The organism is Pirellulales bacterium (assembly GCA_019636345.1).
Taxonomy (GTDB): domain Bacteria; phylum Planctomycetota; class Planctomycetia; order Pirellulales; family Lacipirellulaceae.
This window is the reverse complement of the sequence record JAHBXQ010000004.1, coordinates 311,069-336,601: the sequence shown is the minus strand read 5'-3', so window position 1 is coordinate 336,601 and position 25,533 is coordinate 311,069. Positions and strand designations below refer to the sequence as shown.

Sequence of the window (25,533 nt, the reverse complement as noted above, 5' to 3'; positions counted from 1 at the left end):
GGTTCCCTTGACCGCCGGCGCCGGGCCTCCTACTCTCCCGGCCGCTTGCCAGCAACTCGCGGACCCGCTGCGCCCATGAGGCGCAGTCCTTGGGAGCATCGACGCATGAACGCTCGACCAAATCCTCGTCGTCTCGCCTTCAATTCGCTCGTGCGCTACGGGCTGATTGCCCTGTCGGCGACGATCCCCGCGGCGATCGGTTGCATGGGTCCGCTGTTTCGCCACCAAAGTCCCGAGAAGTCCCTCGCTGACGACGACGGCGACGACGGAGGCGTCAAGCTCGTCAGCAGCGTCGCTCATCCCTACGGACTGGGGTACGCGAAGGTGGAATCGCTGGGGCTGGTGACCGGGTTGCAGGGAACGGGCGAAGACCCGGCCCCCTCGCCGCAACGCGGCACGGTGCTCGCCGAACTCAATCGCCGCGAGATCGCCAACCCGAACGAAGTCCTCGCGTCGCCCAACACCGCGATCGTGCTCGTGCGCGGCGTGTTGCGCCCCGGGATTCAGAAGGGAGATCGCTTCGACGTCGAGGTCCGCATCCCCACGCGGAGCGAAACGTCGAGCCTCCGCAGCGGGACGCTGCTGGAAACCGAACTCGCCGAAACGGCCGTGCTGGGAGACCAGATCCGCAAGGGGCATGTCACGGGGGTCGCCGCGGGACCGATCCTCGTCGATCCCTCGGCCGACGTCGACGGCTCGACGGCGTACCTAACCAAGGGACGCATCTTGGGAGGCGGCGTCGCCACGAAGTCGCGCAATCTGGGGCTGTTTCTCGACCATTCGAACCAGACGGTCCGGATGAGCGCCATGGTCGGCAAGGCGGTCAACGAGCGGTTCTACGCCTATCTCGACGGCCAGCGTCGCGGCGTCGCGACCCCCAAAGACGACAAGTTCATCGAAATCGACGTTCACCCCCGCTACAAAGACAACGTCGGCCGCTACATGCGCGTCGTCCGCAGCATCGCGATTCGCGAATCGCCCAGTCAGCGCCTGGCGCGGCTCGACTTGCTGCGCAATCAGTTGCTCGATCCGGTGACGACCGCCAATGCGGCGCTGCGGCTCGAGGCGATCGGCAACGACGAAGCGATCGCGGCTCTCAAGGCGGGAGTCGCCTCGGACGACGCCGAGGTGCGGTTCCACGCCGCCGAGGCGCTGGCCTACCTCGACGTGACCGAAGCGGTCGCGCCGCTGGCCGCCGCCGCCCGCGACGAACCCGCGTATCGCGTCCATGCGCTCGGCGCCCTGAGCACGATGCAGGACGCCGCGGCCAGCGAGGCGCTCGTCGAGATGCTTGAACTGAAGAGCGCCGAAACCCGGTACGGGGCGTTCCGCAGCTTGTGGAAAATGTCGCCCAATCATCCGACGATCCGCGGGGAGAACCTCGCCGGCAAGTTCAATTACCATGTCGTCGACGTGCCGGGGCCGACGATGGTTCACGTCACCAGCAGCCACCGCGCCGAAATCGTGCTGTTCGGGCGCGACCAGAAGCTCAAGCTGCCGATGGTGGCCGACGCCGGGAAGTGGATCATGCTCAACGGCCTCAGCGGGGGGCAACTGACGATCAGCCGGTTCGTCCCCAATCAACCGACCGAACAGCGCACCGTGTCGACCGACCTGGACGACGTGATCCGGGCGATCGTCGAACTGGGCGGCGAGTATCCCGACGTCGTCCAAATGCTGCAGCAGGCCAAGACGAGCGGTTCGCTGACGAGCCGGCTTGCGGTGAACGCCCTCCCCGAGGCCGGCCGCGATGCGGAAGAGAAACGACCCGGCGACGAGGACGCCGACCGCGTCGCGGCGCGATAGCCGGAGCGCCCGGCTATCGCGACGCTCGCACAGGGGCCGATTCTCCGACCTCCGCACCCCGACCACTCTCGCCCCGCTGGCAAATGCTCCAAGCCCTCGAACTCAACGGCTTCAAGAGCTTTGCGGACCGCACGCGGCTGGAGTTTCCGCGCGGCATCACTGTGGTCGTCGGCCCGAACGGCTCGGGCAAGAGCAACGTTGTCGACGCGATCCGCTGGGTCCTGGGTTCCCAAAGCGCCAAGAGCCTGCGCGGCAAGGAAATGACCGACGTCATCTTCGGCGGGGCGTCGAATCGCCGCCCGGCGAACGCCGCCGAGGCCTCGCTGGTGTTCGACAACTCGGCCGGGCTGCTCGATTACGACGCCGAGCAGGTGCAAATCACACGGCGCGTGCTGCGAAGCGGCGAGAGCGAATACCTGATCAACCGCCAACCGTGCCGGTTGCGGGACGTACGCGAGTTGCTGGCCGGCGTCGGCGCTGGCGCCGGGTCGTACAACATCATCGAGCAAGGCAAAGTCGACGCCATGCTCCAGTCGTCTCCCAAGGAGCGACGGCTGGTGTTCGAGGAGGCGGCCGGCATCAGCCGCTTTCGCCTCAAACGCGAGGAGGCCGATCGGCGGCTCGAACGAGTCCAGCAGAACCTGCAGCGCTTGGCCGACATCGTCGAGGAGCTCGAGTCGCGGCTCAAGAGCGTTCGCGCCCAAGCCGGGCGAGCGCGCAAGTACGCCGAGTCGGCCGAACGGCTCGAACGGCTCCGCACGCACGTCGGCCGGCTCGACTGGTCGCAACTGACTCAGCGGATCGAGGCGCTCTCCGCCGCGGCCGCGCGAGAAACGGCTCAATCGACGGAGATCGAGGCGCAGGTCGCCCGCGCCGAAACGGACCTTGCCGAGCGCGACGCCGCGGCGGAATCGCTGCAAGCCGACTCGCAGCGCATCGCCGACGAGGGAGCCGCGGTGCGCGAGCGACTCGCGACGATCCAGGCCGCCGGGGCCAGTGCGCTGGCCCGTGACGAAGAACTGACCGCCGAGTCCCGCCGGCTGGGGGCCCAACTCGTCGCGTTGTCGACGCGGCGGGGCGACTCGCGAAACCTCTCCGAGCAATCTGTCGGCGAGTTGGCCGAGGCCGAGCGCGAATTCGCCGACCTCGCCCAGCGGGTCGCCGCCGCGACCTTGCAGTTCGACGTCTTGCAACAGGAGTTGGCGACGGTGCGCGACCGCGCAATCCGCTCGCGCACCGCGCTGGACGAGGCCCGGCGCGAGGCCGACGCCACGGCAAACCGGCGCGAGCTGTTGGGCGCCAAGATCGCCGCGGCGGAGGCGACGGCGGCGCGGCACGCCGAGGAAGCGGCCCCGCTGGAGCAAGCCGTCGCACGCCATCGCAACGAAGCGGCGGCGGTCGACGCCCTGCTCGCCGCGGCGACGGCCGCGCTGGCCGAGGCGACCGCCCTGGCCGAGAACGCCCAAACCCGCCTGGACGCCGACCGCACGACGCTTGCAGGCCGCCAGAAGCAACTCGTCGAGATGCAGGGGCGGCTTTCCGGCGCCCGTGAGCGGATCGTCGTGCTCGAGGAACTCGAACGCCGGCTCGACGGGCTCAACGCCGGCGCCAAGGAAGTGCTGCGTCGAGCCCGCGAGGAACCTCGCGGGCCGTTCGGCGGCGTTCGCGGAATCGTGGCCGACTTGCTGCGGGTCGACGCCGACATCGCCCCGCTCGTGGAAATCGCCCTCGGCGAACGGGCCGATTATTTGGTCGTCTCGCGCACGTCCGATCTGGCCGCGGCGCTGGCCGAGGAGCGAACCGGCTGGGCGAGCCGCACCACGTTCCTGAGACTCGACGTCCCCCAACCGGCCAGCGCGGTCGATCGGATCGATCTCTCGGCCGAGCCCGGCGTCATCGGTCGGGCCGATCAGTACGTCGAGGCGACCGGCGATCTGGCCGTGCTGCCGCGCCGGCTGTTAGGGCGGTTCTGGTTGGTCGAGTCGCTGGAGACGGCCCTCGGCCTCTCCGCATCGGTCGGTCGCGGGCTGAACTTCGTCACAGTCGGGGGAGAGATGCTCTCCGCCGACGGGGCGATGGTCGTCGGCCCCCGCCAGACGACCTCGGGGCTCCTGTCGCGGCGGAGCGAACTGCGCGCCCTGCGCGAACATGTCGACGCGTTGGCGATCGAGGTCGAGGCGTGCCGCCAGGAATGCGAGCAACTGGAACGCCGGATCGCCGAGGCCCAGCGCGACGAGCGCACGTTCGCCAAGCGCCGCACCGAGGCGGCCCACGCCCACAGCGACGCCAAAGTTCGAGCCGCAGCCGCCGGCGAGCAGCTCGTGCAGGCCGAGGCGCGGCTCGCGGCGATTGCGGCCCAACGCGGCGACGCCGATCAGCGCTTGGCCGAGGAGCGATCTGAGTTCGAGCAGTGCAGCCTTCGGCAGGAGGAACTGCAGACGTTGATCGCGACTGAGGAGGAGTCGCTCGCGATCGCGACGACGAAGGAGCAGTCGCTCGCCGCGACGCACGAGGCGCTGCAAACCTCGCTCACCGAGGACCGCGTGGCGCTGGCCCGCAGCGAGCAGCGTCGCGACGGCTTGCGCCGCCAAGTCGAGCAGCTCACCCGCGAACGGCAGGAAAAGGACCGCGCCGTGACCGAGATCGCCGCGCAGATCGCGGCATGTCGGACCCAACGCGACGCCCAACGGCTCGCAAGTCTCGATCACGCCGCCGAAGCGGCCGAGCTGTTTCGCCGCAAGGACGCGCTGGCCGCCGAGAAATCGGCGCTCGACGCCCGGCGTCAGCAGCGGCTGGCCGAACGAGGCGAGGCGGTCGTGCGAGTCGACGCCCTGCGCAAGCAGCTCCTGGGTCAGCAGCGTCGGCAGCAGCAACAACAGCTCGATTTGCAACAGTGGGAACATAAGCGGACCACGCTCGCCGACCGGATGCGCGAGGACTACAAGATCGACCTGGCCGTTGCGGCGCGCGGGCCGATTGACGACGAGTTGATCGCCGTTCCCCGAACGGAACTGGACCAAGAAATCGCCGAACTGCGCGACCGCGTGCAGGCCGCGGGGCCGGTCAATCTGGAAGCGGTCGACGAGTTGACGCAGCTCGAATCGCGCTACAAGGCGCTGGCCGAGCAATACGACGATCTGGCTGCAGCCCGCGAACGGCTCGTGAAGATCGTTTCCCAGATCAACGTCGAAAGCCGCAAGCTGTTCACCGACACGGTCGACGAAATCCGCGAGCACTTCCAGGCGATCTTCGCCAAGTTGTTCGGCGGCGGCGAGGGGACGATCGTGCTCGAGGACGACGCCGGGGGCGACGTCCTCGAATGCGGCGTGTCAATCGTCGCCCGCCCCCCCGGCAAGCAGCCGCGCAGCATCTCGCTGCTCTCCGGCGGCGAACGGACGCTCACCTGCGTCGCCCTGCTGTTGGCGATCTTCAAGAGTCGCCCCAGCCCGTTCTGCGTGCTTGACGAGGTCGACGCCGCGCTCGACGAGGCGAACATCGACCGCTACGTAAGCGTCATCAAGGAATTCATGCAGTCGACCCAGTTCATCGTGGTCACCCACTCCAAGCGCACGATGATGTGCGCCGACACGCTGTACGGCGTCACGATGCAGGAATCGGGGGTGTCGAAGCGGGTGTCGGTCCGCTTCGAGGACGTCGGCGAAGGGGGCCGTATCCGCGCCGCGGCCCTGACGCGCTCCGAGGAGGCTCCCGAGTCGCCGGACGCGCCGCAGGCAAAGGCCGCGTGAGTCGGTGCGGTCGCGCCAGACCAAGCGGCGCCACGGCGCAGCTAGCACTCGGCTTGGCGCTCGGGAGAGTTCCCATTCCCCGCCTGGCCGAAAAACGCGATGATCCACCCCCGCCGTTTGCTTTCCCGTATCGTCGCCGGGGCCCCGCCATGTTTCGCACTTGGAAACGCCGCATTCGCTACACCCGGGCGCTCGTGCGACATCGTCGCGAGTTGAAGAAGCTCGTCGATTCGCACCTCTTCTTCCTCGAACACCGCAGCGTGACCGTCTGGGGCGGAATCTCGGAAACCGACGAAGCGGGGCTGCGTCTGGCCGTCGAGCGGGCCGGCGCGTTCGCCGGGCCGATTGTCGAGATCGGCGCCCTGTTCGGCTGGACGACGCAGTTGCTGGCAAGTCTTAAGCGGCCTGAGCAAGCGCTGATCGCGGTCGACAACTTCTGCTGGAACCCGTTCTGTCTCCCCGCGGCCGATCAACGAGTCATCGCCCAACGCACCTTGCGATACTGTCTCGACCATTGCCAGACGCAACTGTTCGAGGGAACCGCGGAAGAGTTCTACGCGGGCTACCAAGGACCGACGCCCAGCATGGTGTTCATCGACGCCGACCACTCGTACCGGGCGACCTTGGCCGACATCCGCTGGGCGCAAAGCATCGGCGTGCCGGTGATCGCCGGGCACGATTACCAGGATCTCCACCCGGGGGTCGTGCAGGCGGTCGACGAGTGCTTCCCCGAAGCGTTTCGCGTCGTCGGCTCGGTGTGGATCGCCGACTCATCCGCCGCGGCGACTCCGGCCGCGGCCGCGTAGCCGGGCTTGTTCCGGTCGCCATTTCCCGCACACACAATCTGCCGACTTCCGCCCATGGACGCGACTCCCGCAACGTCTGCTCGCACCGGCGACTGCCGGTTTGTCACCGTCACCCCCGCTGGTCGGCGGCGGTACATGGAAATCCTGGCGAACTATCTCCTGCGCAATCGGCACGTGATTGACGAACACCAGTGGTGGGTCAACACCCGCGAACCCGAGGACGTGGCGTTCCTGCTGCGATTGGTCGACCAGTATCCCGACTTCTTCCGGGTCGTGACGCAGCCGATGCATGGCGCCGAGGAGATCGGGTACTCGATTTGGCGTTTTATGCGGCAAGCGACCGATCCGCGGACGATCTACCTGCGGCTCGACGACGACGTCTGCTTCGTCGCCGAGGGAGCGATCGCCGCGATGCGCGGGGCGCGCCTCGCCCGCCGCGAGCCGTTTCTCATGCTCGGCAACATCGTCAACAACGCGATCTGCACGCACCTGCATCAGCAGGCCGGGCTCGTGCCGACGAAATGGGGCCTCGTCGCCGAGGATTGCCTCTGCCCGATCGGCTGGCGGAGCTCCGCGTTCGCCGCAAAGCTCCATCGCCGGTTCCTCAAGGACGCCACCGCGGGCAAACTCGATCGGTGGCGCGAGCTCCCCATGGAATTCGACGGCCTGCGCCGGTTCTCGATCAACGCGATCTGTTGGTTCGGGGCCGACATGGCGTCGCTCCCCGAGAGCGGCCGCACCGGCGTCGACGAGGAACCGTTTCTGACCGAAGAGGTCCCGCGCCGGCTCAACCGCCCCAACGCGATTGTGCCCGAGGCGTTGTTCGGGCACTTTGCGTTTTGCTACCAGCGGCGCGACCTGGAAGCGATCGCCCCCGAGATTCTGCACCGCTACCAACGGATCTCGCGGCACGCCGACGCGGCGAGCTGCTACGAGCTGTCCGCCGCCGAGTCGGTTCGCTTCGGGCTGACCAAGGCGAGCGCCCGCGTCCGGTTGGGGTATCGCCGCGCCTTGGCGGCGGCCAAGGGACTGCGCCCGACGGGGGGCAAGCGTCGCGCGGCGTAGGCTCGCCGTGCGCGCCGCAGTCACCCGGCAACTTCGGCTCGCGCAGCGGCGTACCCGAACCGCTCGGCGTAATCGCCGCACTCCCGGTCGATCCGCTCAGCCAACGCCGGGGGCAACTGGTGGCGGTTGGGGCGATAGCCCTTGGCCGACTCGAAGTACGCGACCAACTCCGGCCGGAGCCGGTCGAACCCGTCCAGGCCCAGGTGCTCGTAGATCCCGGCGACCGCCGCCAGCGGGTCGGCGACCAGATCCTCGTACCGCAGGTCGACGTACTGCCCCGCGGGAATCAACGCCCGGTCCCGCTGTTCGAGCTCGTGCATCCGCGTGAAGAGCCAAAACATGGCGTCTTCCAACTCGTCGAACCGCGGCTCTTGCAGCCCCTGCATGTAATGGAGCCGCTGGAAGGTGCGGATCATCGACGGGATGACGTCCCGCGGGTCGCGCACCAAGTGGACGTAGTGGGCCGCAGGGAACATCTCGTGAAAGAGCCCCAGCCGAGCGGTGTGCGTGGGACTCTTGAGCACGATCCGCCGCGAGTCCCCGACGGCCAGCCGCTGCAGAAACCGCATGAATTTGCGTTTCCAAGCGCCGCGATGCGCGGGGGTCGACGCCGCGAAATCGAGATACTCCTCGAACCGACGCTGGTTCGGCCACGCCCAGTGGAGATAGCAGGAATCGAGCCCCAGGTTGCAGACAGCGAACTCGTCCTCCTGCGGCAGGTCGGGGCCCATCGCCATCGCGTCCATGGGACGGCGCTTCGGCATCGTCAACTGCATCACCGGCCGCACCAGCCACTGCGACGACAGGAAGTGATGGGGCGCCATCGTCTGCAGCGTCGTCGGAAACGAAAACTGCGGATCGCGGACAATCAATTCGTGCAGCAGGGTCGTCCCGGTGCGCCAGTGGCCCACGATCAACAGCGGGGGCGCCACCTCGGCCGCAGCGACGCGACGACCGTTGACCAATTGCTCCCACGCGGCCAGCGCCGAGTTGACGACGCTCGCCGCGGTGATCGACAGGCACATCGGGATCCGCCCGGGGGAAACCCGAAAGCCCCCTCGCGCCAGCAGCCCCAGCCACACCGGCAGCGTCATCCCATGCCACACGCGGGGCGCCGTGCCGAAAAACGGCAGCCCTTCGGTCGTGTACGGCATATGATTGGGCATAGGACGATACGGGGGACGGCGCGGGCAAGGGCAGGGAGCGGAAGACCGGCGCGGTCGCTCCCCTACCAAGATGCAGGCCAGCGCCGCCAACGCAAGGCTTGGACCGCTCGGGAGGCGAGCCTTTTTTCGCGCCTGCCGCCCCCAGACAGTCTCGGCAAGCCGCGTCCGCGTCCTCAAACCGCGGCCCGGGCCCCTGCGCGCCCCGACAAAGGGCACAGGCCTTCAAACCGATGCGTTCCGGCTTCACGGCACGTTGCGAACGACCCGTACAACCCTGCCAGGTTTCGCGATGGTTGAAAGTTTCTAAAGTCGACCCCCCTCGCGAATCGAAATAACAGTTCGGATGGATTGCCTCGGCAGCCTGTTCCTCCGGCCACGGAGGAAGCCACGGCCGCCGGCGCCGGCAGTCCAGCCAAGGGGGGAGCCTGCCTGATAATCGCACGTGCGCCGCAAGGTGCGCCTTGCGCCGACGGTCCGCCGCAGCGGAGCGTTCGGCGGATCGCGATCGCATGCTCTCTCCGCGCCAGCATGGTCTGGCATCGCCGACAAAGACGGTGCTGCGCTTGGACGAGGACGGTCGTAGCGGTTGGAGAGTCTCAACCCAAAGCTCTCCAATTTAACGACTTTCGCCAATCTCCGGGCGCCAGCATTGCCGAAGAGGGAGATAAGCACGGACCGGATCAGAAGGACCTGAACCTGCCCCCGAGCAAAGGATTACCAAGGCCCCGACCCAGACGTTTGCAAGCGTGCCTCGACCCAATCCCGGCGGAAGGGAATCTCGACGCCAGGATCGCACGCCGCAACCGTACCCGCGGGCCCCGTGGCTTCGGATTGGCAATTCCGAAGCCCTGTGAGCGTTAACGCGAGCATTTTTTGGAGTACCCGTGATGAAGGTCTTTACAACTGGTCAGGTCGCCAAGATCTGTAAAGTGGCCCCGCGCACGGTCAGCAAGTGGTTCGACTCCGGTCGACTCAAGGGGTATCGCATTCCTGGTTCCCAGGATCGCCGCATCCCCCGCGAGTACCTGATCCGCTTCCTCAAAGAGCACGGCATGCCGCTGGGCGATCTTGAGGACGAGGCGATGGCCAAAGTGCTGATCGTGGCCCAAGATCAGGTTCTCATCGAGAACCTGAAGCGCGAACTCCCCGCCGACAAGTCGTTCCGCACCTCGACGGCGGCCAGCGGCTTTGAAGCCGGCATCCAAGCCGAAAGCTTCCACCCCGACTGCATCATCGTCGATTTCTCGATCGGCCAACTCGAGGCGGTCCAGATTTGCCAAAATCTGCGACGCTCCCCCGACTTCGCCGAAACGATCCTGATCGCCCTGCTGCCGGACGACGGCGGCGCCGCGAGCTTCGATCGCTCGAGCATCAACGAAACGTTCAAGAAGCCGTTCGACGCCGCGCTGCTGGCCGAACGTCTTCGCACGCTGATCGGCGCCCGCAAGGAGCTGGTCTAAGACTCGACGATCGCAGCCCCGGCGAACTGCGGGCTGCGTCGTCGCCACGGGTCGAGAACGAGTCAACCCACCCGGCTGCCGGCGTCGGCTCCCTCGGCGCGGCGGTCGGCGAAGCCAACTCCCCGACGGGCCTCGCCAGCCCGTGTCGGATTTGCCAGAGCAGGGACGATCGAACGATTTGATCGCCGTCGCGACCGTCGCTTCCCGAGACGCCGCGCTCCCTCGCGTTAACAAGAAAGCCCCGCTGCCCCGGCAGCGGGGCTTTTTTTGTGCGCTTAGGCTCGCTCCAGGCAAGAATGCGGCGAGTCAGGTTGAGCGATAACTTCGACCGATTGAAAGGGATCCCCGTTCACGTTCTCAGCCGGCTTAGCCGGTCCGAGATCCCTTGTCGCTCTGCCAGTTCGCTTCCTTTGGCGACTCATGCAGCGGCAGTTTGCAGAACTCCGCGATCTCCCGCGCGAGCGATTGCATCCTCTCCCCCGGTCTGCCGGACCCCAGTTCGAGCGGTTCAGCGGGCGCCGCGCTGTCGCCCGGCAACAGTCGGACGACCTGAATCCAAAAGGACTCGCCCGTCTTAGAGCTTGCACGACTGTACCAGGACAGATCGACGGCCTTGAAATCGCGGCTCGACCGCCGCCGCCGCCAATACGACACGAACAGCACCTGCCTCGTCTGCGTCAGAGACGCGCTGGCGGCGTCGAAGCGGAACCGCTCGCGATATGTGGCCAGCCCCAGACCGCAGAGGACGAAGGCGCCGACGAGGATCCCGCCGCCCAGCAAGATCTCCGTCGAGAAATCGCCGGCTCGCCATCCCAGGATCAACATGCAACCGGCTGCGGCGCCCACAATTGCAAACCACGCCCCCGCCGCGCCCAGACAGCCCTCGCCCTTCTGCACCTCCAACATGCCCCAGGCATCGTCACGCTTGACTTTCATGGTCGCAAATCAGCCGAGGCGATTTGTAGGTTCGCGTTTCCGTGACCGACCGAACGCCGGCAATCACCCAGCCGCGACGAGCGATTGTCCCTTGCCGCAACGTTCGATGGCACGGCTCTGGGGCATCGCTTGCTTCGGACTTCGCCGTCAACGAAGCAGGAGGATCAGGCCGCCCAATAGCACCGCCGCCCACGTGCCTGCGACGGCCTCCCAACGCAGGCGCAAACGCTTTCGCAGCATGGTGATCCCAACGACCGCAGTCGCCACGAGCACGACGACGATCCCGTCGGCCAGATCCTGATTCTCGCGAATCAGCGGATTGTCCGGTCGAATCGCCCCCCGCAGTCCTGTGACATTGTTGATCGCAAGTGCGATTGTCAAAGCGTAAGTCCCGACGGCTGCGATGAGAAAGAGCAGCACCCCCAGCAGCACCGAGCCGATCCCGCTGCGAGAGTCCTGCTGACGCCCCGGTTCGACAGGATGCTCGGAACCTGCCCCGCTGCCTGTGGCGTCGGCGGACGCCTTGATGAGCCACAATCCGACGACGAGCATCGGCAGCGAGACAAGCGCAAGGGGGAGGATGTGGGCGTCTGTCCTCAGGAAGGGGACGGCCAGGGCGCCCGATGCAAAGCCCCCGGCGACCAGCCAAGCCGCCCCCCACCGCGGCCGCCGCAAGACGACGATCGCGGCGAGAAGCGCAGAAAGCGGTCCGGCGAGGAGGAACGCCCCGATTCGAGCCAGTTCCGGCCCGTCCATGCCGGCGAGCGGCGATCCGTAGACCCCCGCCCCGGCGAGGAGCCAAAGCCCGGCCCCGAGCGCCTCGACCACACCAAAAATCAAGCAGGCCGTTCGCGCGCCGTTCGAGAGGGTATGGCTCATTGACGAATTCCGTCCTGCTCGCAAGGTGATGCCGAACGACCGCCGTCACCGGGCACAAGCACACAGGCAACCGTCGCCAAGCCGTGCCATCGAGCGCTCCGCGGGCACGTCTTTGTTCAGCGGGTCCATCAAGAATGATCCGTTCACGAGATTCTCTTCGTCAATCCCAGCGGTCCGAGCACTGCGCCCAGCGGAATGCCGATCATGCCGCCGCGCTGACCGCCTGTGAGAGCCCAGTCCCAGCTCCCCGGCTCAACAACTTCGGCATTGGCGATCGCCACGTATGCGGCGACCATCGCGCCGACCGCTCCCGCAATGGTTGACGCCGGCCACGACATGAGGCGTCTCATTGCGACTGCAGCGATCCCTCCCAGTATCATGGCAAGGACAACCCCGGGCGCCCCTCGAACAACTGTCCATGCGACGACGCCGCCCACGAGCACGCCCGCCAAACCAACGAACGCAGAGCAGGCTCCGGTCGCCGCGCTGCACACGACTCGACGCGCGACGTTGTCCATGGTTGGGATGTCTTGCTCCATGCTAGTAGGGAACGACCAAGCTCAGTTGCCCGCTCTCAAGCGAGCAAATGTTGCGAAGTATAACCGCCGCAGAGGAAAAACGCCAAACCGGCCATTGAGCTGCGGATCAACCGCAACGCCTTGCGAGGCGGCTCATAACGCCGCGGGCGCCGGCCGCGAACGCAATGCCAAGGAGCCCTCCCGCAACCGTGGTCAACCAAGTTCGGAGGGGTGACAGTGCCTGGACAAAGTCGCCGGTCTGAGTCTGAAACCAAGCGGCGACGGACCCGAACGCGAGTGCGGCGCCCAAGCCGGCCCCGACCATGAATTGCAGCCGCGCTCGCCTGGTCCGACCAAGGTACAAAGGAAGACCGACGAGGACGGCAATCGGCGACGCCCAGTAGGCAATGCCTAACGGGCTCATCGCAGTCGAAGCCGCCACTACGCTCAACGCGACCATCGGCTTACCCGCCGCTTAACGACAAGGCATAGTTGCCCGCCCTCAAGCGAGCGGATGATGCGAAGTATAGCCGCTGCGGAGCAGCAACGCCAAACCGGCCGTTGGGTTGCGGGTCAACCGCAGCGCCTTGTGAGGCGGCGTCTACCGCCGCCGCAAGCGATATTCCGAGTAAACGCCCAGGACATACGACTGCATGTAGCCGCCCTTCGAATCAGCAGCCAACAACTCGCGATAGACCTTGCTCGGGACATCGCGATAACGCCACACGGCGCCGCTGGAAAACACCGCCTCCAGTTCCTTGGTCGCCGAATCGTAACCCACGGCCAGCAACATGCTCGACTCGACTGGAACCAGCTTCATGATCGCGCTCCGCGTGAATGTCGCCACCGCCGAAACCCAAAGCTCACCTGCCCGGCCCGCTTGGTGAGCGATGAATCTCCGCCAGCCTGCATGCGGGCCGGGTCCGCTGCAGCGCCTGGTTCGGCGTTGCGCGCTGACGCGTCACTTCACCGCCTGGGCCTCCGGGAACTTCCAGGCGCCGTCGAGGAGCTCCTTCCGCGGGCGATACAACCGTACCGTGTAGTTCCAGCCGGGCATAATGGGCAGGCAGTTCGGCGCGCTCTCGTCGCCGCCAAACTGGATCGTCACCGAACCGTCCGCGTTCGGCCGGGCGGTGACGTTATTCACGGTGTAGGCGTTCCGCGCGTTCTTCTGGAAGTAGCCGTCCTTGTTGTACACGCTGACTGACCAGAACCCGTCCACCGGCACGTCCTTGACCGTCAGCCAGTACGCCGTCTTGCCGTCGTTCTGCTTCGGCTCGGCGCCCGCGTAGAGGGCGGCGTACGCGGGGTTGCCGCCCCAGCCGGCGGCTGTGCCGATCAGGTGCTGGACCGGATCGACTTCGCCCTTCCGCCCGAACATCCGCGCCGAATCGATTCCGCCGTTGGCGGCCGCCAGGGCCAAGAGCGCCTCGCGGACCTTCTTCTGCGACGCTTGGTCCCAGTCGGGCGCCTCGAACTTGCCCGCCGCCTTCTGCTCGACCTTGATCGCGTCCTGCAGCGCATGCACCGCCGTCACGTCCGCCGCGTCGTTGGGGTTTACAAACGTCCGGATCGCCAGGCAAACGTACCGCGTGCCGACCTTCTCTTTGGTGAGCGTATGTGTTCCCGGAGCATAGAACACGTCGAGCGCGTACTGATCCTCGTCGATCACCTGCACCGCCATGTACCGCTGGCCGGCGTCCGGAAGCGTGACTGTGACCGGCGCGGCGACGAGATCGAACACCCCGAACGAGTACAAAGTGTCCCGGTTCAGCCGGATCACCGTCTGGTTGTCGATCGACGCCAGCTCGCGCTCGTGTTTGAACTTCCCGAAGCCGCCCTCCTTCACAAACCGGGCGAAGTACGTGTCGGATTCGGCGCGGCGAAAGTTGTCGACCGTCACCCGCACGGATGTCGCATCGTACGCAAACGCCGACGCCAGCCCAGCCGCCGAGACCAGAACCGCCGTCGCAATCAGAGTTGTTATCGCTCGCATCGCTTCGCCTTTCCCTATGCTCAATGTTCGGAACAATCCGCCGGCTCTCCTCGCCGAACGTTCAAGCTCGGCAGCGTCTGGTTCGGCCTGCCTGGGCTCCGCCCGCCGCGCTCCCCGCGCAGCGGACCGTCCGCTGCAATCGGTTGTCAGGCGCCCGTCCGCCCCTGGCGTCGAAGAACGACATGGGCGGCTTTCTCCGACGCCGTGAACTCGACGCACTCATACCCGGCAGCCCGCAGGTCAACGCTTTCGAACAGCCGTTCTCCCGCACCGAGCACGACCGGCGCGATCGCGACATGCAGTTCGTCGATCAGACCCTCGCGAAGATACTGCCGAATCGTATTCGCCCCGCCGCCAATCCGCACATCCCGTCCGCCGGCCGCCTCGCGGGCTCGGTCCAGAGCCTCGCGAACGCCACCCGTGACGAAGTGGAACGTCGTGTCGCCTTCCATCGCGACGGGGGGGCGCGCATGGTGGGTCAAGACGAAGACGGGAACGTGATAGGGGGGGTTGTCCCCCCACCAGCCTTTCCAGGTCATGTCCGGCCAGGGACCGCGAACGGGGCCGAACATGTTTCTCCCAAGGATCCAAGCCCCGACGTTCCGAAAGCCGCGCGCGGCAAAGTCCTCGTCCACCCCGGTCGCGCCCCCCTCCTTGCCGAACAAGGTGCGCTGCAGCGTGCGGGTCGGAAACAGCCACTGATGCAAATCGGCTCCGCCCGCGCCCAGCGGATTGTCGACGCTTTGGTCCGGACCTGCTCCGTATCCGTCAAGCGAGATGGTGAAACTCTCAACGCGCACTCGCGTCATCTTTGTGCCTCGGCTTAGACGCTGAACGCACCAGTTCACCTGCTGCGACGGTTGTGGGACTTTGAACCTCGATTCACGTGATACCGACGCAGTCAGGCGCACCTTATGGTTCGGCCAGAATCTCAAGGCGAGACGCCAGCACCTGCAACACACCCGAGGCATTAAAGCATAGCTTATAATGCCGCGTTTCCTCAGACGACATCAATGTTCCTACCTCGTTGTGTCTTGCCAGCCACGGGGAGCCGTGAACTATGTAGGAACAATCATCGCGGTGGTTCGCATCGATGGCCGCCTCGCCATCATCCCAAGAAAACGCTGCCACGTCATGAAAAAGAAGCGTGACGATCTTCTCTTGCCAATCACGAAACATAACCCGCAAACAACCGCGTTCCGAGGTGACGAGGGGGTACTCGGCATCGGCCGTCGAGAAGGGATCGCGCAGAGGTTCGTAACGAGTTATCATAAGTGGCCGAACGACCCGCATCACGAGGCAGCGGGAGTTGACATTGATTTCACAATCCGCTGGCCACCGCCGCTCCCATGCATGCAATGGTTCGCGAGGCTCAGTTCGCATCCTGCATTCGGAACTGAAGGATTCTCCACAAGCCCTCTGAGAACGTCGCCGACCGATCTTCCATATTCTGTGAATCCGTCAACAAACAGTAGCGAAGCGGTGCTGGGTCGGGACCAACGTACAATTGATGGTAACAGCAACAGCCGTTCGATCCAAACTGCAGCAGATCGTATAACTTGACGCCAGCAAGCGTCAGAATCTCGTCGGTAAACCGTTCCGGGGCGGGATTCGCACGGCCGCGCGTCAACCACAGTTTCGTGTGTTCCTGTTCGGTGGCCCATTCATCGCTCGGCGACAAGCTGCCAGTGATGAAGTAAATGGCGGGACCAGCACCGTGAATCAATTCGTCTGGCGCGTAGAACTCGCCGTAATCTGGAAATCGGCCGTAGCCGACGGTGCGGTAGAATTCACGGAACTCAGCATCCAGTGTGCGACCAAGCTGCCTCTCCGCACTGCGCAACGCCGACTCAGTAGCTGGAGTGAACGCCGACCAGAAGTCCGAACCTAACGGTTCGGTGATCGCCTTCAGTGTTCGAAGCCAATTTTGGGCGCCAATCTGGAGCACGCATTCATTCCTGCAGAACGCCTGCAATCACTGGGTTGGCGCGGGCGATTGTCCCTGTGACAACGGGCTGTTCGCCAACTCCGGTGCATTGCCTTGTGGTGCCGCCCGTTTAGTGAATCGCCGTCGATGAGACCGCTTCGAGATGACCCTCGATTGTATGAAATTGGCTCGCAGGCGCAACATGTTTGAAGGCCTGGAACCCGATTAACGTTCCCGTAAAGCACTCCGCACCCTGAGGCGACGAGAACACAAAGCCATGCCGACCCGCACCGGCCTTGAGAAAGGACTCCGGATCACCGGTGACGGTCGTTTGTCCTGCCTCAGTCGGAAGTGGAATTCTGCTTGACGGGCGTTAGCATAGCGCCTTCAGGAGGAATTCCCCATGAGCATCGATTCTCCGGACTCGCCGCGGCGTGAGCGGCGTCATTTTTCGGCCGCGCAGAAGGCGGCGCTTGTGAAGCGGCACTTGGTCGATAAGGTCCCGGTCTCGAACCTGTGCGACGAGGCGCAGATCACCCCGCCCAGTTCTGCCAGCGGCAGAAGCAGTTCTTCGAGGGCGCCGCGGCGGCCTTTGAGCCGAAGAAGCCGGGCAAGCCGGCCGGGCCGTCGCCGGTCGAGCGGCGGTTCGCTGCAGCGCTCTGGTCAAGCGTTGTGCTTCTGTCGAGCATCGTAAAAATCGAGCGGCAGTCGGTCGGCCTCTGCCGCATCCAATAGGGTCGTAAACCCTCGGCAAATCGGCACGTAGACGCTCCCAAGAGCCGACCCCTTATCCCACATCTCCTCGTGGGAAATCAAACCGATCTCGCACTCCTCGATCGCGTCGGGATGGCGCTGCACCACCAGTAGGTCGCCATTCCCAGCACTGCCAATCAAAAAGTATCCTCCTTTGAAGGCGATCTTCGCCCTCTCGGAATCCGATCGATGGTCAAGACTCCACAATTCATATCCGCCCAAGGATACGTCCTCGCTCGGCCACGACTCTGAGAGGATGTCAACAAGCTCCGGCGGGAGGCGGGAGTCCTCACGCAACCACTGTTGAGTCGCCGATGGCGCTGCCGTTAACCGGCAGCCCGACTCATCGGAGAGTCTTTGCAGACGGTCGACAATCTGCTGTGTGGCGGACATTACTATGTCAATCGATCGAACTCTGTTGCCCGCCCTCAAGCGGACGGGGTTGAGCGTCAGTATACCGCCGAGAAGGAAGAATCGCCAAACCGGCCGTCGGGCCGGCGGGGCAGCGGCAGCGGCTTGTTATGTCTGCCCTGCCAACGACGTTGACGCTTGGAAATCAGGATGTCGGGCCCGATCAGCTTCAGCCGTTGGCTTGTCCACAGTCAGTCAACCGGCTCATACGGCACGAGCTTTTGAAGGCGTTCAGGCATTCTCTGGACTGCCGGACACCCCGCTTCTCCGTAACTCGTAACGAGTGGCTTTGCCGCATTCCAAGAATGAAGGAAGAAGGCGACACGAAAGTCGTCGACTTTCGGCGGGTCGCCCCAACGCTCCGCCAGAAGACGTTCGCCGTCCTGAGAAAGATACGCCTCGGCCCACGCTGCTTGCCAGTTCTCGCGCGACACTCCATCCTGCGACTGAGTAAAGCCGCCAACGTCAAATTGCTTGTCGCGGCCTCGAACCATCGCTTCAACGAGCACCGTCGATTTCAACTGCTCTCGGCAGTGACTCTCGGCGCAGCGTCGTTCATCGCCGGAGAGGTCAGCGCCATGGAGAAGGTCCGTCTGCTCCTTCAGCAACTCGTCCGTCACAGGGGAAGAAAAGGGGACAGGTCCAATTCCTCCACTCCATCTTCCACTTCCTCAGCCCGTGCGGGCGGGGGAATGTTCGAAAAGCCACCGACGACTGTCCGCTGTGTTAATCTGGACCTGTCCCCTTTGCCCTCCCTCCCGCGTTGCCGGCGGGTCAACTGCAACGCCTTGTTAGGCGTAGAAATACCCTTCTTCAAATGCTTTTTTGCTGATAATTGCATCGACGAACTCGCGCTCCTCGACGGAAGTCAATAGGCCTGGCTGATATCCGTACTCGTCCGGTGGCGCATTGATCTGATCCCGCACTCGCTTTGCAATGGTTGCCAAGGCATCCTGCTCCTCAGGCGCAAACGTCGGAAGGACGGTTGCCAGGGCCTCCACTAATTTGAGCGAATAATCCGGGTCGATATCACCCTCGTCACTAAACTGAATGAGCATCATGTGCTCAAATGCAAGCTGGGCAAGGTGCTCCATGATGATACGCCTAACTTGTTATTAGACAGAAACTTCTTCAGTAAGCCCTGCATATTGAAGTAGACCTTCAGTAAGCTGGTTGACGATCTGCCTGCGGTCATCTATACATATGTACCGTATCCCTAGTTCGGCATACGGAGGGCCTTTTCATGGCCTCAACCTACCCCTTGCCGCAACCTGCGACAAGCAACGAAACGCCATCCGAGGCGCCCCGGTTGCTCGACCGGATGCGATTCACGCGACGCGCGAAGCAGTACTCCTCTCGGACGGAACAGGCCTACGTCCATTGGGTGCGGCGGTTCATCCTTTTACACGAGAAGCGACATCCCGAGGAGATAGGCGGCGTAGCACGCGAGAAGGAACAAGCTTCAAAACAGGCGGGCGCTATGCTGTGGCCCGCCGGATGGACGCCACTTGCTCGCCGTTAGCCGTCGGCACAAACCCGGCCATGGCAAATCCTATCGCCGACCTGACGCCCCCGCAATCTTTTTTGGCGAAGTCGGCGTTGCGTCGTAGAACATGCCGAGTTCGGGCGAGACGCAACCGCACCCCCGGTTGCCCCCGCAACCTGTCTCACGGTTGCCAAGCGATGGGGTAAAACCGCCATCACTGCCGAGAGCCATCGCCAGCACTGCCCGCCCGGCGAGTTTGGAAAAGTCCGAACTTTCTTGTTGAATATGGGCCAGCGCGTCGCGTAGAACGAAGCGTGCCTGCCGCGAATCGACGCCGGCCGGGCGGCCGCGCGGCCCGCAGCGACGACAAGGGCGACGACAGGACATCGACAGCGGCGAGCCCGGGAGTTTTGCAACTCCCCCGCGAGTTTTGCTAGCAAAATTCCGGCCCGGCCCCGAGCGTGTCGTGCGGAAGTCGTTGCCGGCAAACGGGTTGGCGCGCGGCCCCCGCGATGCCGCCCGGAGTTTTGCACAAAGCAGTGCGTGAATATTGCTCACGAGCACAATGCTAACCGCCGTTTCCCAAGGCGCCGCGCCCCCTCGCGGTCCAGTCCGATGACCAACTCTGAACTGCCTGTCGTCGCTCGCGTCGCTGACGATCGCGAAGCGGCGATGGTCGTCGCTCTGCTGGCGGCCCATGGGATCGAGGCGCTGGCCGAAGGGACCTTCACGGCCGACTTTCGGGCCGAGGCCCCGGGGAGGGTCGCCGTCCGTGTGCGCGGGGCGGACTGGGAGGCCGCTCGGGAGATCCTCGCCTCGACCCCCGCCGGCGGGGGTTCCGACCCGGCGGATGAGCAGGGTTAACCGGTCTCGACCCCGTACGGTTTCCCCTGCAGGCGGCCGACTTGCCGACGACACGCCCTCGACGATCCGGCCTCGTCGCTTAGAATGACCCGTCCGGCCCGGCGGGGCGTCAGCGACGCCGGAGTTCGGCGTTACCTTCACTGCCTGTTGCCCTGCTTGCCGAGGCCGCCCGTGCCGAATCCGCTGACCCACTTCGACGACGCAGGGGCCAGTCGGATGGTGGACGTCGGCAACAAACCCGTCTCCCCGCGGCGCGCGGTCGCAGCCGGGTTCGTACGGATGCAGCCCGTGACGCTCGCGGCCATCCTCGACCGCGACGTCGCCAAAGGAGACGTCTGCGAGGTCGCCCGGCTGGCGGGAATCATGGCCGCCAAACGAACGGGCGAGCTCATCCCGCTGTGCCACCCGCTGCCGCTGGATGCGATCGCGGTGGAACTGGCGCCCGAGGGAGACGACGCCCTGCGCATCACCGCCACCGTGGCGACGACCGCCCGCACGGGGGTCGAGATGGAAGCCCTGACGGCGGTCTCCGTCGCGGCCCTGACGGTGTACGACATGTGCAAGTCGCTCGATCGGAGGATGACGATCGAGGCGGTGCAATTGGTTTCCAAGAGCGGCGGCGCCAGCGGCGAGTTCGCCCGCGAGGCGACGTTCCCGACGGCGCCCCGCAGCCAAGCCTCGACCGCAACGGGAGGCGCCCCGTGAGCCAAGCCCCCTCGCTCGATTCGACGGGGCGCCAGCAATTGGCGGACCTGCTGGCCCCGATCGCCGCCGATCTAAGGACGGTCGACGACCGACTCCGCGTCGAACTGCACAACGACGACCCGTTCGTCAACGAACTGGCCAAGCACTCGTTCCGCATGAGCGGCAAGCGGCTTCGCCCGGCGTTGCTGCTGCTGGCCGCCCAGTCCTGCGGCGAGGTGAACGACGACCATGTGACGCTGGCCGCGGTGGTGGAGATGATCCACACGGCGACTTTGGTCCACGACGACGTGCTCGACGAGGCCGAGGTCCGCCGCCACGTGGCCACGGTGAACGCCCGCTGGAACAACCAGACCAGCGTCTTGCTGGGCGACTACCTGTTCACGCACGCCTTCTATCTGGCCAGCACGTTGGAGACGACATTCGGCTGCCGCACGATCGGCCGGGCGACGAACATCGTCTGCGAAGGGGAACTGCGTCAAACCGCCTCGAGCGGCAACTTCGGCCTGCTGCGGGACGAGTACGTGGCGATCGTCGAGGCGAAGACCGCCGAGCTGACCGCGTGCGCGTGCCTGCTGGGCGCCCACTACGCCGGGGCCGACGGCAAGGTCTCCGCCCAGTTGGAGCAGTACGGGCGCGAGTTGGGGATCGCCTTCCAAATCGCCGACGACTTGCTGGACCTGGAAGGGGACGAATCGGCCGTCGGAAAGTCGCTGGGGACGGATCTGGTCAACCGCAAGATGACCTTGCCGCTGATCATGCTTCGCGACCGGCTCGATCGCGGCGAACGGGAGCGGATGCAATCGCTGTTCGAGGAACCGGCGGCGGCGAGCGCCGCCGCGCTCATGAAGTGGCTCGTCGCCAGCGGGGCGCTGCAGGACGCCCACGACGAAGCGGCGACGATCGCCCGGCGCGCGGTCGACCGACTGACGGTCCTCCCCCCCTCGGCCGCCAAGACGTCTCTGGCCGCGCTGGGCGCGTTTGTCGTGAAACGCGACGCGTGAACTGGCCTGGGCGCGACGCGCCGCTCACGCCTCCAGCACCTGCACGAACCGGCCGCCGCTGGTGTACCGACCGCCGGGTTGGTAACGGCACCAGGACAGATCGACTTCCGCCGCAATGCGTCCCAGAGCGGGGCTCTCGAACGACACGACCGCCCGGCGCTCGGCCAGCGGGCCGCCGTGCTCGATGGCGATGCCTCGTTCGCTGAAATTGGCCAGCCGGACCTCGCGCGATTCCCCGGCGCCGGGGCCGTCCAGCGGCGTGATCCGGGCCGTGAGCGCCAGCGGCTCGTCGCCGCGCTGCAACTCCTTCCGCAGCCGGGAAACCAACTGGTCGACGTCGCGATGCAGCGAAGTCCAAGCAGGAGCGGCATTCATGGCCATCAGTCCAAGTCGAGCAAGCGGGGTCGGAATCATGGACGCTCCGGAAGAAGGCGTGAATCCTCGGAGCCGAGGAGCGACCGTGCACGCCGCGGCGACGGGCGACCCGCCGCAGCGACCGGCACTCTCCTCCTGCCTTACCCGATCATGACGCGCACAATCGGCGACGGGTTCGCGTCGCGACGCAGCGTTCGCTCCCCAAGCGCAGGCTCCACGGCAACCCTACCCGACGATTGACCGGCACGACCGGGCCGCTCCCCTCGACGGATTCCCGCGTTTCGTGGACCGCCCCGCCCGGGCCGCGCCAAACGGCGCGGTTTGCCGCGCGGGAATGCGGGGCAGGCAAACGTTGTCGCCAAGGCAAGACTTGACGGGAACTGCCATGGCATCGCCTCCAACCGGCGCGGGCGCCGACTCAGCCGAGCGACGCCAGTTCCTGGAGCGCGGCGAGCACCGCTTCGTCATGGCCGTCGACCTGCACCCGCTTCCAAACCCGGGCGACTTTGCCGTCGGCGTCGATCAGGTATGTGCTCCGCTGGATGCCCATCGACTTCTTGCCGTACATGTTCTTCTCGCGCCACGCGCCGTACTTCTCGGCGACGGCGTGATCCTCGTCGGCCAGCAGGGGGAAATTCAGTTTGAACTTGTCGCGAAACTTCGCATGGCTGGCGACCCCGTCGGCGCTCACCCCCAGGACCTTGGCGCCCAGCTTCTCGAGTTCCTTGCGGCGATCGCGAAACGCGCACGCCTCCTTGGTGCACCCCGGGGTGTCGTCCTTGGGGTAGAAGTAGAGGACCACCGGGCTGCCCGCGAGATCGGCGAGCTTGACCTTCGTGCCGTCGTCGGCGGGCAGGTTGAACGCGGGGGCTTTTTTGCCGGGTTCGATCCAATCGGCCATGGCGGAGGATTCCTCGAAAGTGCGTGCAGAATGCGAGTAGACGGGACGCCCCGGGGCGAACCCAGGAGCGATCGTGGCCCCAATGTACGCGGTCGTCGGGGCTCGGGCGACCCTCGCCCGCCGGGGCGTTCTGGGGTAGAATCTGCGACTTTGCCCCCCCGATTAACCGTCCGCAGCGCCCAGCCGGCCGGCGCCTGCGGTCGCCGCCTACCCCGGAGAGTCCCATCGCCGCCCCCGTCGCCATCGAACCGACCCCCGCGGAGCGCAGCCTCAAGCTGGCGCTCGCCGCGGCGCGAACCGCCGAGGAAAACAACGCCCGCGAAGTCACCGTGCTCGACATGCGGGCCGTGACCCCGGTGTTCGACTACTTCGTGATCGCCACCGGCAACAGCCGCCGGCAACTGCACGCGATCAGCGAAGAGATCGACAACCACCTCGAAAAGGATCTGGGCGACAAGCGGTTGGGGATCGAGGGCTACAACGAGAGCCGCTGGATCCTGCTCGACTACGGCGACGTGGTCGTCCACCTGTTCGACGAGGAAACGCGGGGATACTACGCGCTGGAAGATTTCTGGAACCAAGCGACCCGCGTCGAGTTGCCGTGGCAGGCCGACAGCAGCGGAGAGTGACCTCTGAGAGCCGATCGCACGCTGAGACTCAGAGGAACTTCTCGGAGCCAACGACCCGGAATCTGACGGAGCCGCTCCTCCGTCCTCTGCGCCTCGGCGCGAGTCCACCCCGGGATTCTGAAGAACGACTGCAGCATGAATCTTCTGGCGACGTTGCGTGAACGGTTTCGCTCGGCGCTGACCGGGTTGGTCGATGCGACCGCGGCAGGCGAATTGGCCGAGATGGTGCTGCCGAGCCAGGACGCAAAGTTCGGCGATTATCAGGCCAACTGCGCGATGCCGCTGGGCAAACGGCTCGGCAAGCCCCCCCGCGAAGTCGCCGCAGCGATCATCGAGCGACTTGACGTCGCCGAGTTCTGCGAACCGCCGGAGATCGCGGGGCCGGGATTCGTCAATCTCAAGCTGCGCGACGAGTGGCTCGTCGCCAAGCTGCAAGCGAACGTCAAGGACCTCGCCAGGACCGGCGTCGAACCGGTCGCCGCACCGCGGACTTACGTCGTCGACTACTCGTCCCCCAACGTCGCCAAGCCGATGCACGTCGGGCATATCCGCTCGACCGTCATCGGCGACGCGCTGTACGGGGTGCTCAAGTTCCTCGGCCACCGGGTGATCAGCGACAATCACATCGGCGACTGGGGGACCCAGTTCGGGATGATCATCTACGGGTACAAGCACTTCGTCGACGAGGCGGCGTTGGCGACCGACCCCGTCGCCGAGTTGGGACGCTTGTACCGGTTCGTGAATCGGTTGGTCGAGCATCACGCGACCAAGAACGAAGCGATCCCCGCCGCGTCTGCGAAGATCGCCCGGATGCAATCGGACTTCGACGACCTGCGGGCCGAGACAATGCCGGCCGACCCGCACGAGACGAAAAAGGTCGAGAAGAAGCTGCGGCAGGCCGAGGCGACGCTGGCCGAGGCTCGGGCCGAGTTGGCCGCACTGCAGGCGAAAGTCGCCGAGGTCGACGCCGATCCGGCGCTCGCAAAGGTCGCCGCGGCGCACGCCGACGTCGGCAAGGCGGTGCTCGCCGAGACGGCCGCCCTGCACGCCGGCGACCTGACGAACCGCGCCCTGTGGGAGCGATTCCTGCCGGACTGTCTTGCCGAGATGGAGGCGACCTACGAGCGGCTCGGCGTGACGTTCGACCATGCGCTGGGGGAGAGCTTCTACGAGGACAAGCTCGCCGGCGTCGTCGCCGACTTGGAGGCGAGGGGACTCGCGGCCGAGAGCGACGGGGCGATGTGCGTCTTTCTCGACGGGTTCGACGCCCCGTTTCTCGTCCGCAAGCAGGACGGCGCCTTCCTGTACGCCACGACCGACCTCGCGACGATCGCCTACCGCATGCAGGCTTGGCGCCCCGACGCGATTCTCTACGTCGTCGATCACCGGCAGAGTCTTCACTTCCAGCAACTGTTCGCCACGGTCCGCAACTGGGGGTACGAAACCGTCGAACTGCAGCACGTGAGCTTCGGCACGGTGCTGGGCGAGGACGGTCGGCCGTACAAGACGCGCTCCGGCTCGGCGGTGGGGCTCGCGGGGCTGTTGGACGAAGCGGTCGAGCGGGCGTACGCCATCGCCGAGAAGAGCGAGGCCTTGACCACGGACGAGGAACGCCGCGCCGTCGCCCGGCGGATCGGCATCGGGGCGATCAAGTACGCCGATCTCGCGCACAATCGCACCAGCGACTACAAGTTCAGCTACGACAAGATGCTGGCCATGACCGGCAACACCGCGGCGTACATGCAGTACAGCTACGCCCGAGTCCGCAGCATCTTCGGGCGGGGGGAGATCGACGTCGCGGCGCTCCGCACCGGCGGAGCGACGATCGCGCTCGCCGAGCCGGCCGAGCGAGCCCTCGCGGTCGCGCTAGTGCAGTTCAGCGAAGTGCTGGCCCGAGTGGCGGCGGACTATCGCCCCAACTTCCTGACCGACTACCTGTTCGATCTGGCGAGCAAGTACGCCAGCTTTTTCGAGAACTGCCCGGTGCTCAAGGCGCCGTCCCCTGCGGTCCGCGACAGCCGATTGCTCTTGTGCGATCTCACCGCCCGCACGATCGAACGGGGACTCAACTTGCTGGGGATCGAGGTCGTGGAGCGGATGTAG

General features: G+C 65.7%; 25 protein-coding genes. 11 read left to right on the top strand and 14 right to left on the bottom strand.

The genetic code is table 11. From position 1 onward, the window contains the following. Window positions 1-105: 105 nt before the first annotated feature. The 4 genes from KF688_12095 (at window position 106) to KF688_12080 (ending at window position 7,423) form a co-directional block, all read left to right on the top strand. Window positions 106-1,806 (top strand): flagellar basal body P-ring protein FlgI, encoded by a 1,701-nt coding sequence (locus KF688_12095; protein ID MBX3426413.1) that lies wholly within the window; start codon window positions 106-108, stop codon window positions 1,804-1,806. Between the two features lie 83 nt (window positions 1,807-1,889). Continuing rightward, the gene (gene smc, locus KF688_12090) at window positions 1,890-5,552 is read left to right on the top strand and encodes a chromosome segregation protein SMC (GenBank protein ID MBX3426412.1); all 3,663 of its coding nucleotides are present in this window, start codon (window positions 1,890-1,892) and stop codon (window positions 5,550-5,552) included. A gap of 149 nt (window positions 5,553-5,701) precedes the next feature. Continuing rightward, window positions 5,702-6,358, top strand: coding sequence for a class I SAM-dependent methyltransferase (locus KF688_12085; protein ID MBX3426411.1), 657 nt, complete (start codon window positions 5,702-5,704; stop codon window positions 6,356-6,358). A 54-nt stretch (window positions 6,359-6,412) separates the two neighbouring features. Further along, complete coding sequence (locus KF688_12080; GenBank protein MBX3426410.1) at window positions 6,413-7,423, top strand: hypothetical protein; 1,011 nt, start codon at window positions 6,413-6,415, stop codon at window positions 7,421-7,423. A gap of 20 nt (window positions 7,424-7,443) precedes the next feature. On the opposite strand, the gene KF688_12075 is transcribed toward KF688_12080, so the two are convergent. Further along, window positions 7,444-8,589, bottom strand: a complete 1,146-nt coding sequence (locus tag KF688_12075; protein MBX3426409.1) for a sulfotransferase — start codon at window positions 8,587-8,589, stop codon at window positions 7,444-7,446. A gap of 887 nt (window positions 8,590-9,476) precedes the next feature. Between KF688_12075 and KF688_12070 the strand changes: the two genes are divergently transcribed. After that, complete coding sequence (locus KF688_12070; GenBank protein ID MBX3426408.1) at window positions 9,477-10,049, top strand: helix-turn-helix domain-containing protein; 573 nt, start codon at window positions 9,477-9,479, stop codon at window positions 10,047-10,049. 366 nt (window positions 10,050-10,415) lie between these two features. On the opposite strand, the gene KF688_12065 is transcribed toward KF688_12070, so the two are convergent. The 11 genes from KF688_12065 to KF688_12015 all read right to left on the bottom strand — a co-directional run bounded on the left by KF688_12065 (window position 10,416) and on the right by KF688_12015 (window position 18,563). Then, window positions 10,416-10,985 (bottom strand): hypothetical protein, encoded by a 570-nt coding sequence (locus KF688_12065; GenBank protein ID MBX3426407.1) that lies wholly within the window; start codon window positions 10,983-10,985, stop codon window positions 10,416-10,418. A 147-nt stretch (window positions 10,986-11,132) separates the two neighbouring features. Then, entirely contained in the window at window positions 11,133-11,864 is a 732-nt protein-coding gene (locus tag KF688_12060; GenBank protein MBX3426406.1) for a hypothetical protein, read from the bottom strand. A 143-nt stretch (window positions 11,865-12,007) separates the two neighbouring features. Next, on the bottom strand, window positions 12,008-12,214 hold the full coding sequence (locus tag KF688_12055; protein MBX3426405.1) for a hypothetical protein: 207 nt from the start codon (window positions 12,212-12,214) through the stop codon (window positions 12,008-12,010). Between the two features lie 769 nt (window positions 12,215-12,983). Next, the gene (locus KF688_12050; protein MBX3426404.1) at window positions 12,984-13,202 is read right to left on the bottom strand and encodes a KTSC domain-containing protein; all 219 of its coding nucleotides are present in this window, start codon (window positions 13,200-13,202) and stop codon (window positions 12,984-12,986) included. Window positions 13,203-13,343: 141 nt separating this feature from the next. Continuing rightward, on the bottom strand, window positions 13,344-14,378 hold the full coding sequence (locus tag KF688_12045; GenBank protein ID MBX3426403.1) for a DUF1254 domain-containing protein: 1,035 nt from the start codon (window positions 14,376-14,378) through the stop codon (window positions 13,344-13,346). Window positions 14,379-14,524: 146 nt separating this feature from the next. Next, complete coding sequence (locus KF688_12040) at window positions 14,525-15,187, bottom strand: dihydrofolate reductase (GenBank protein MBX3426402.1); 663 nt, start codon at window positions 15,185-15,187, stop codon at window positions 14,525-14,527. Window positions 15,188-15,290: 103 nt separating this feature from the next. Next, complete coding sequence (locus tag KF688_12035) at window positions 15,291-15,650, bottom strand: hypothetical protein (GenBank protein ID MBX3426401.1); 360 nt, start codon at window positions 15,648-15,650, stop codon at window positions 15,291-15,293. A 100-nt stretch (window positions 15,651-15,750) separates the two neighbouring features. Then, window positions 15,751-16,326 (bottom strand): SMI1/KNR4 family protein, encoded by a 576-nt coding sequence (locus KF688_12030; protein MBX3426400.1) that lies wholly within the window; start codon window positions 16,324-16,326, stop codon window positions 15,751-15,753. 642 nt (window positions 16,327-16,968) lie between these two features. After that, window positions 16,969-17,451 carry a hypothetical protein gene (locus KF688_12025; protein ID MBX3426399.1) on the bottom strand — a complete coding sequence of 161 codons (483 nt, stop codon included), beginning with the start codon at window positions 17,449-17,451 and terminating at the stop codon, window positions 16,969-16,971. Between the two features lie 209 nt (window positions 17,452-17,660). Beyond that, entirely contained in the window at window positions 17,661-18,089 is a 429-nt protein-coding gene (locus tag KF688_12020) for a hypothetical protein (protein MBX3426398.1), read from the bottom strand. A gap of 171 nt (window positions 18,090-18,260) precedes the next feature. Next, window positions 18,261-18,563 (bottom strand): hypothetical protein, encoded by a 303-nt coding sequence (locus KF688_12015; protein MBX3426397.1) that lies wholly within the window; start codon window positions 18,561-18,563, stop codon window positions 18,261-18,263. Between the two features lie 149 nt (window positions 18,564-18,712). On the opposite strand from KF688_12015, the gene KF688_12010 reads away from it, so the two are divergent. The 4 genes from KF688_12010 to KF688_11995 all read left to right on the top strand — a co-directional run bounded on the left by KF688_12010 (window position 18,713) and on the right by KF688_11995 (window position 21,525). Next, a complete protein-coding gene (locus KF688_12010) occupies window positions 18,713-18,991 on the top strand; it encodes a phage integrase N-terminal SAM-like domain-containing protein (GenBank protein ID MBX3426396.1) in 279 nt (92 codons plus the stop codon). 579 nt (window positions 18,992-19,570) lie between these two features. After that, the gene (locus KF688_12005; protein ID MBX3426395.1) at window positions 19,571-19,819 is read left to right on the top strand and encodes a DUF2007 domain-containing protein; all 249 of its coding nucleotides are present in this window, start codon (window positions 19,571-19,573) and stop codon (window positions 19,817-19,819) included. A gap of 84 nt (window positions 19,820-19,903) precedes the next feature. Next, window positions 19,904-20,524, top strand: a complete 621-nt coding sequence (gene moaC, locus KF688_12000; protein MBX3426394.1) for a cyclic pyranopterin monophosphate synthase MoaC — start codon at window positions 19,904-19,906, stop codon at window positions 20,522-20,524. Next, complete coding sequence (locus KF688_11995; GenBank protein MBX3426393.1) at window positions 20,521-21,525, top strand: polyprenyl synthetase family protein; 1,005 nt, start codon at window positions 20,521-20,523, stop codon at window positions 21,523-21,525. The genes moaC and KF688_11995 overlap by 4 nt, the downstream gene beginning before the upstream one ends. A 24-nt stretch (window positions 21,526-21,549) precedes the next feature. On the opposite strand, the gene KF688_11990 is transcribed toward KF688_11995, so the two are convergent. Together KF688_11990 and bcp are read right to left on the bottom strand one after the other, a co-directional pair. Beyond that, window positions 21,550-21,900: a hypothetical protein gene (locus KF688_11990; protein MBX3426392.1), complete on the bottom strand. Its 351-nt coding sequence runs from the start codon at window positions 21,898-21,900 to the stop codon at window positions 21,550-21,552. A 418-nt stretch (window positions 21,901-22,318) separates the two neighbouring features. Further along, window positions 22,319-22,801 (bottom strand): thioredoxin-dependent thiol peroxidase, encoded by a 483-nt coding sequence (gene bcp, locus KF688_11985; GenBank protein ID MBX3426391.1) that lies wholly within the window; start codon window positions 22,799-22,801, stop codon window positions 22,319-22,321. Between the two features lie 194 nt (window positions 22,802-22,995). Here bcp and rsfS point away from each other — a divergent pair, with 194 nt between their 5' ends. Then, on the top strand, window positions 22,996-23,430 hold the full coding sequence (rsfS, locus tag KF688_11980; GenBank protein ID MBX3426390.1) for a ribosome silencing factor: 435 nt from the start codon (window positions 22,996-22,998) through the stop codon (window positions 23,428-23,430). A gap of 135 nt (window positions 23,431-23,565) precedes the next feature. Then, window positions 23,566-25,533: an arginine--tRNA ligase gene (gene argS / locus KF688_11975; GenBank protein ID MBX3426389.1), complete on the top strand. Its 1,968-nt coding sequence runs from the start codon at window positions 23,566-23,568 to the stop codon at window positions 25,531-25,533.

Excerpts from the sequence above, each read along its gene's own strand:
- KF688_12045 (MBX3426403.1), bottom strand. The coding sequence starts at position 14,378 with ATGCGAGCGATAACAACTCTGATTGCGACGGCGGTTCTGGTCTCGGCG.
- KF688_12010 (MBX3426396.1), top strand. The coding sequence starts at position 18,713 with ATGGCCTCAACCTACCCCTTGCCGCAACCTGCGACAAGCAACGAAACG.
- KF688_12040 (MBX3426402.1), bottom strand. The coding sequence starts at position 15,187 with ATGACGCGAGTGCGCGTTGAGAGTTTCACCATCTCGCTTGACGGATAC.
- KF688_11990 (MBX3426392.1), bottom strand. The coding sequence starts at position 21,900 with ATGAATGCCGCTCCTGCTTGGACTTCGCTGCATCGCGACGTCGACCAG.
- KF688_12055 (MBX3426405.1), bottom strand. The coding sequence starts at position 12,214 with ATGAGACGCCTCATGTCGTGGCCGGCGTCAACCATTGCGGGAGCGGTC.
- KF688_12065 (MBX3426407.1), bottom strand. The coding sequence starts at position 10,985 with ATGAAAGTCAAGCGTGACGATGCCTGGGGCATGTTGGAGGTGCAGAAG.
- KF688_12025 (MBX3426399.1), bottom strand. The coding sequence starts at position 17,451 with ATGTCCGCCACACAGCAGATTGTCGACCGTCTGCAAAGACTCTCCGAT.
- KF688_12050 (MBX3426404.1), bottom strand. The coding sequence starts at position 13,202 with ATGAAGCTGGTTCCAGTCGAGTCGAGCATGTTGCTGGCCGTGGGTTAC.
- KF688_12070 (MBX3426408.1), top strand. The coding sequence starts at position 9,477 with ATGAAGGTCTTTACAACTGGTCAGGTCGCCAAGATCTGTAAAGTGGCC.
- moaC (MBX3426394.1), top strand. The coding sequence starts at position 19,904 with ATGACCCGTCCGGCCCGGCGGGGCGTCAGCGACGCCGGAGTTCGGCGT.
- KF688_12075 (MBX3426409.1), bottom strand. The coding sequence starts at position 8,589 with ATGCCCAATCATATGCCGTACACGACCGAAGGGCTGCCGTTTTTCGGC.
- smc (MBX3426412.1), top strand. The coding sequence starts at position 1,890 with ATGCTCCAAGCCCTCGAACTCAACGGCTTCAAGAGCTTTGCGGACCGC.
- KF688_12015 (MBX3426397.1), bottom strand. The coding sequence starts at position 18,563 with ATGGAGCACCTTGCCCAGCTTGCATTTGAGCACATGATGCTCATTCAG.
- KF688_12035 (MBX3426401.1), bottom strand. The coding sequence starts at position 15,650 with ATGATAACTCGTTACGAACCTCTGCGCGATCCCTTCTCGACGGCCGAT.
- KF688_12060 (MBX3426406.1), bottom strand. The coding sequence starts at position 11,864 with ATGAGCCATACCCTCTCGAACGGCGCGCGAACGGCCTGCTTGATTTTT.
- bcp (MBX3426391.1), bottom strand. The coding sequence starts at position 22,801 with ATGGCCGATTGGATCGAACCCGGCAAAAAAGCCCCCGCGTTCAACCTG.
- argS (MBX3426389.1), top strand. The coding sequence starts at position 23,566 with ATGAATCTTCTGGCGACGTTGCGTGAACGGTTTCGCTCGGCGCTGACC.
- KF688_12080 (MBX3426410.1), top strand. The coding sequence starts at position 6,413 with ATGGACGCGACTCCCGCAACGTCTGCTCGCACCGGCGACTGCCGGTTT.
- KF688_12095 (MBX3426413.1), top strand. The coding sequence starts at position 106 with ATGAACGCTCGACCAAATCCTCGTCGTCTCGCCTTCAATTCGCTCGTG.
- KF688_12085 (MBX3426411.1), top strand. The coding sequence starts at position 5,702 with ATGTTTCGCACTTGGAAACGCCGCATTCGCTACACCCGGGCGCTCGTG.
- KF688_12005 (MBX3426395.1), top strand. The coding sequence starts at position 19,571 with ATGACCAACTCTGAACTGCCTGTCGTCGCTCGCGTCGCTGACGATCGC.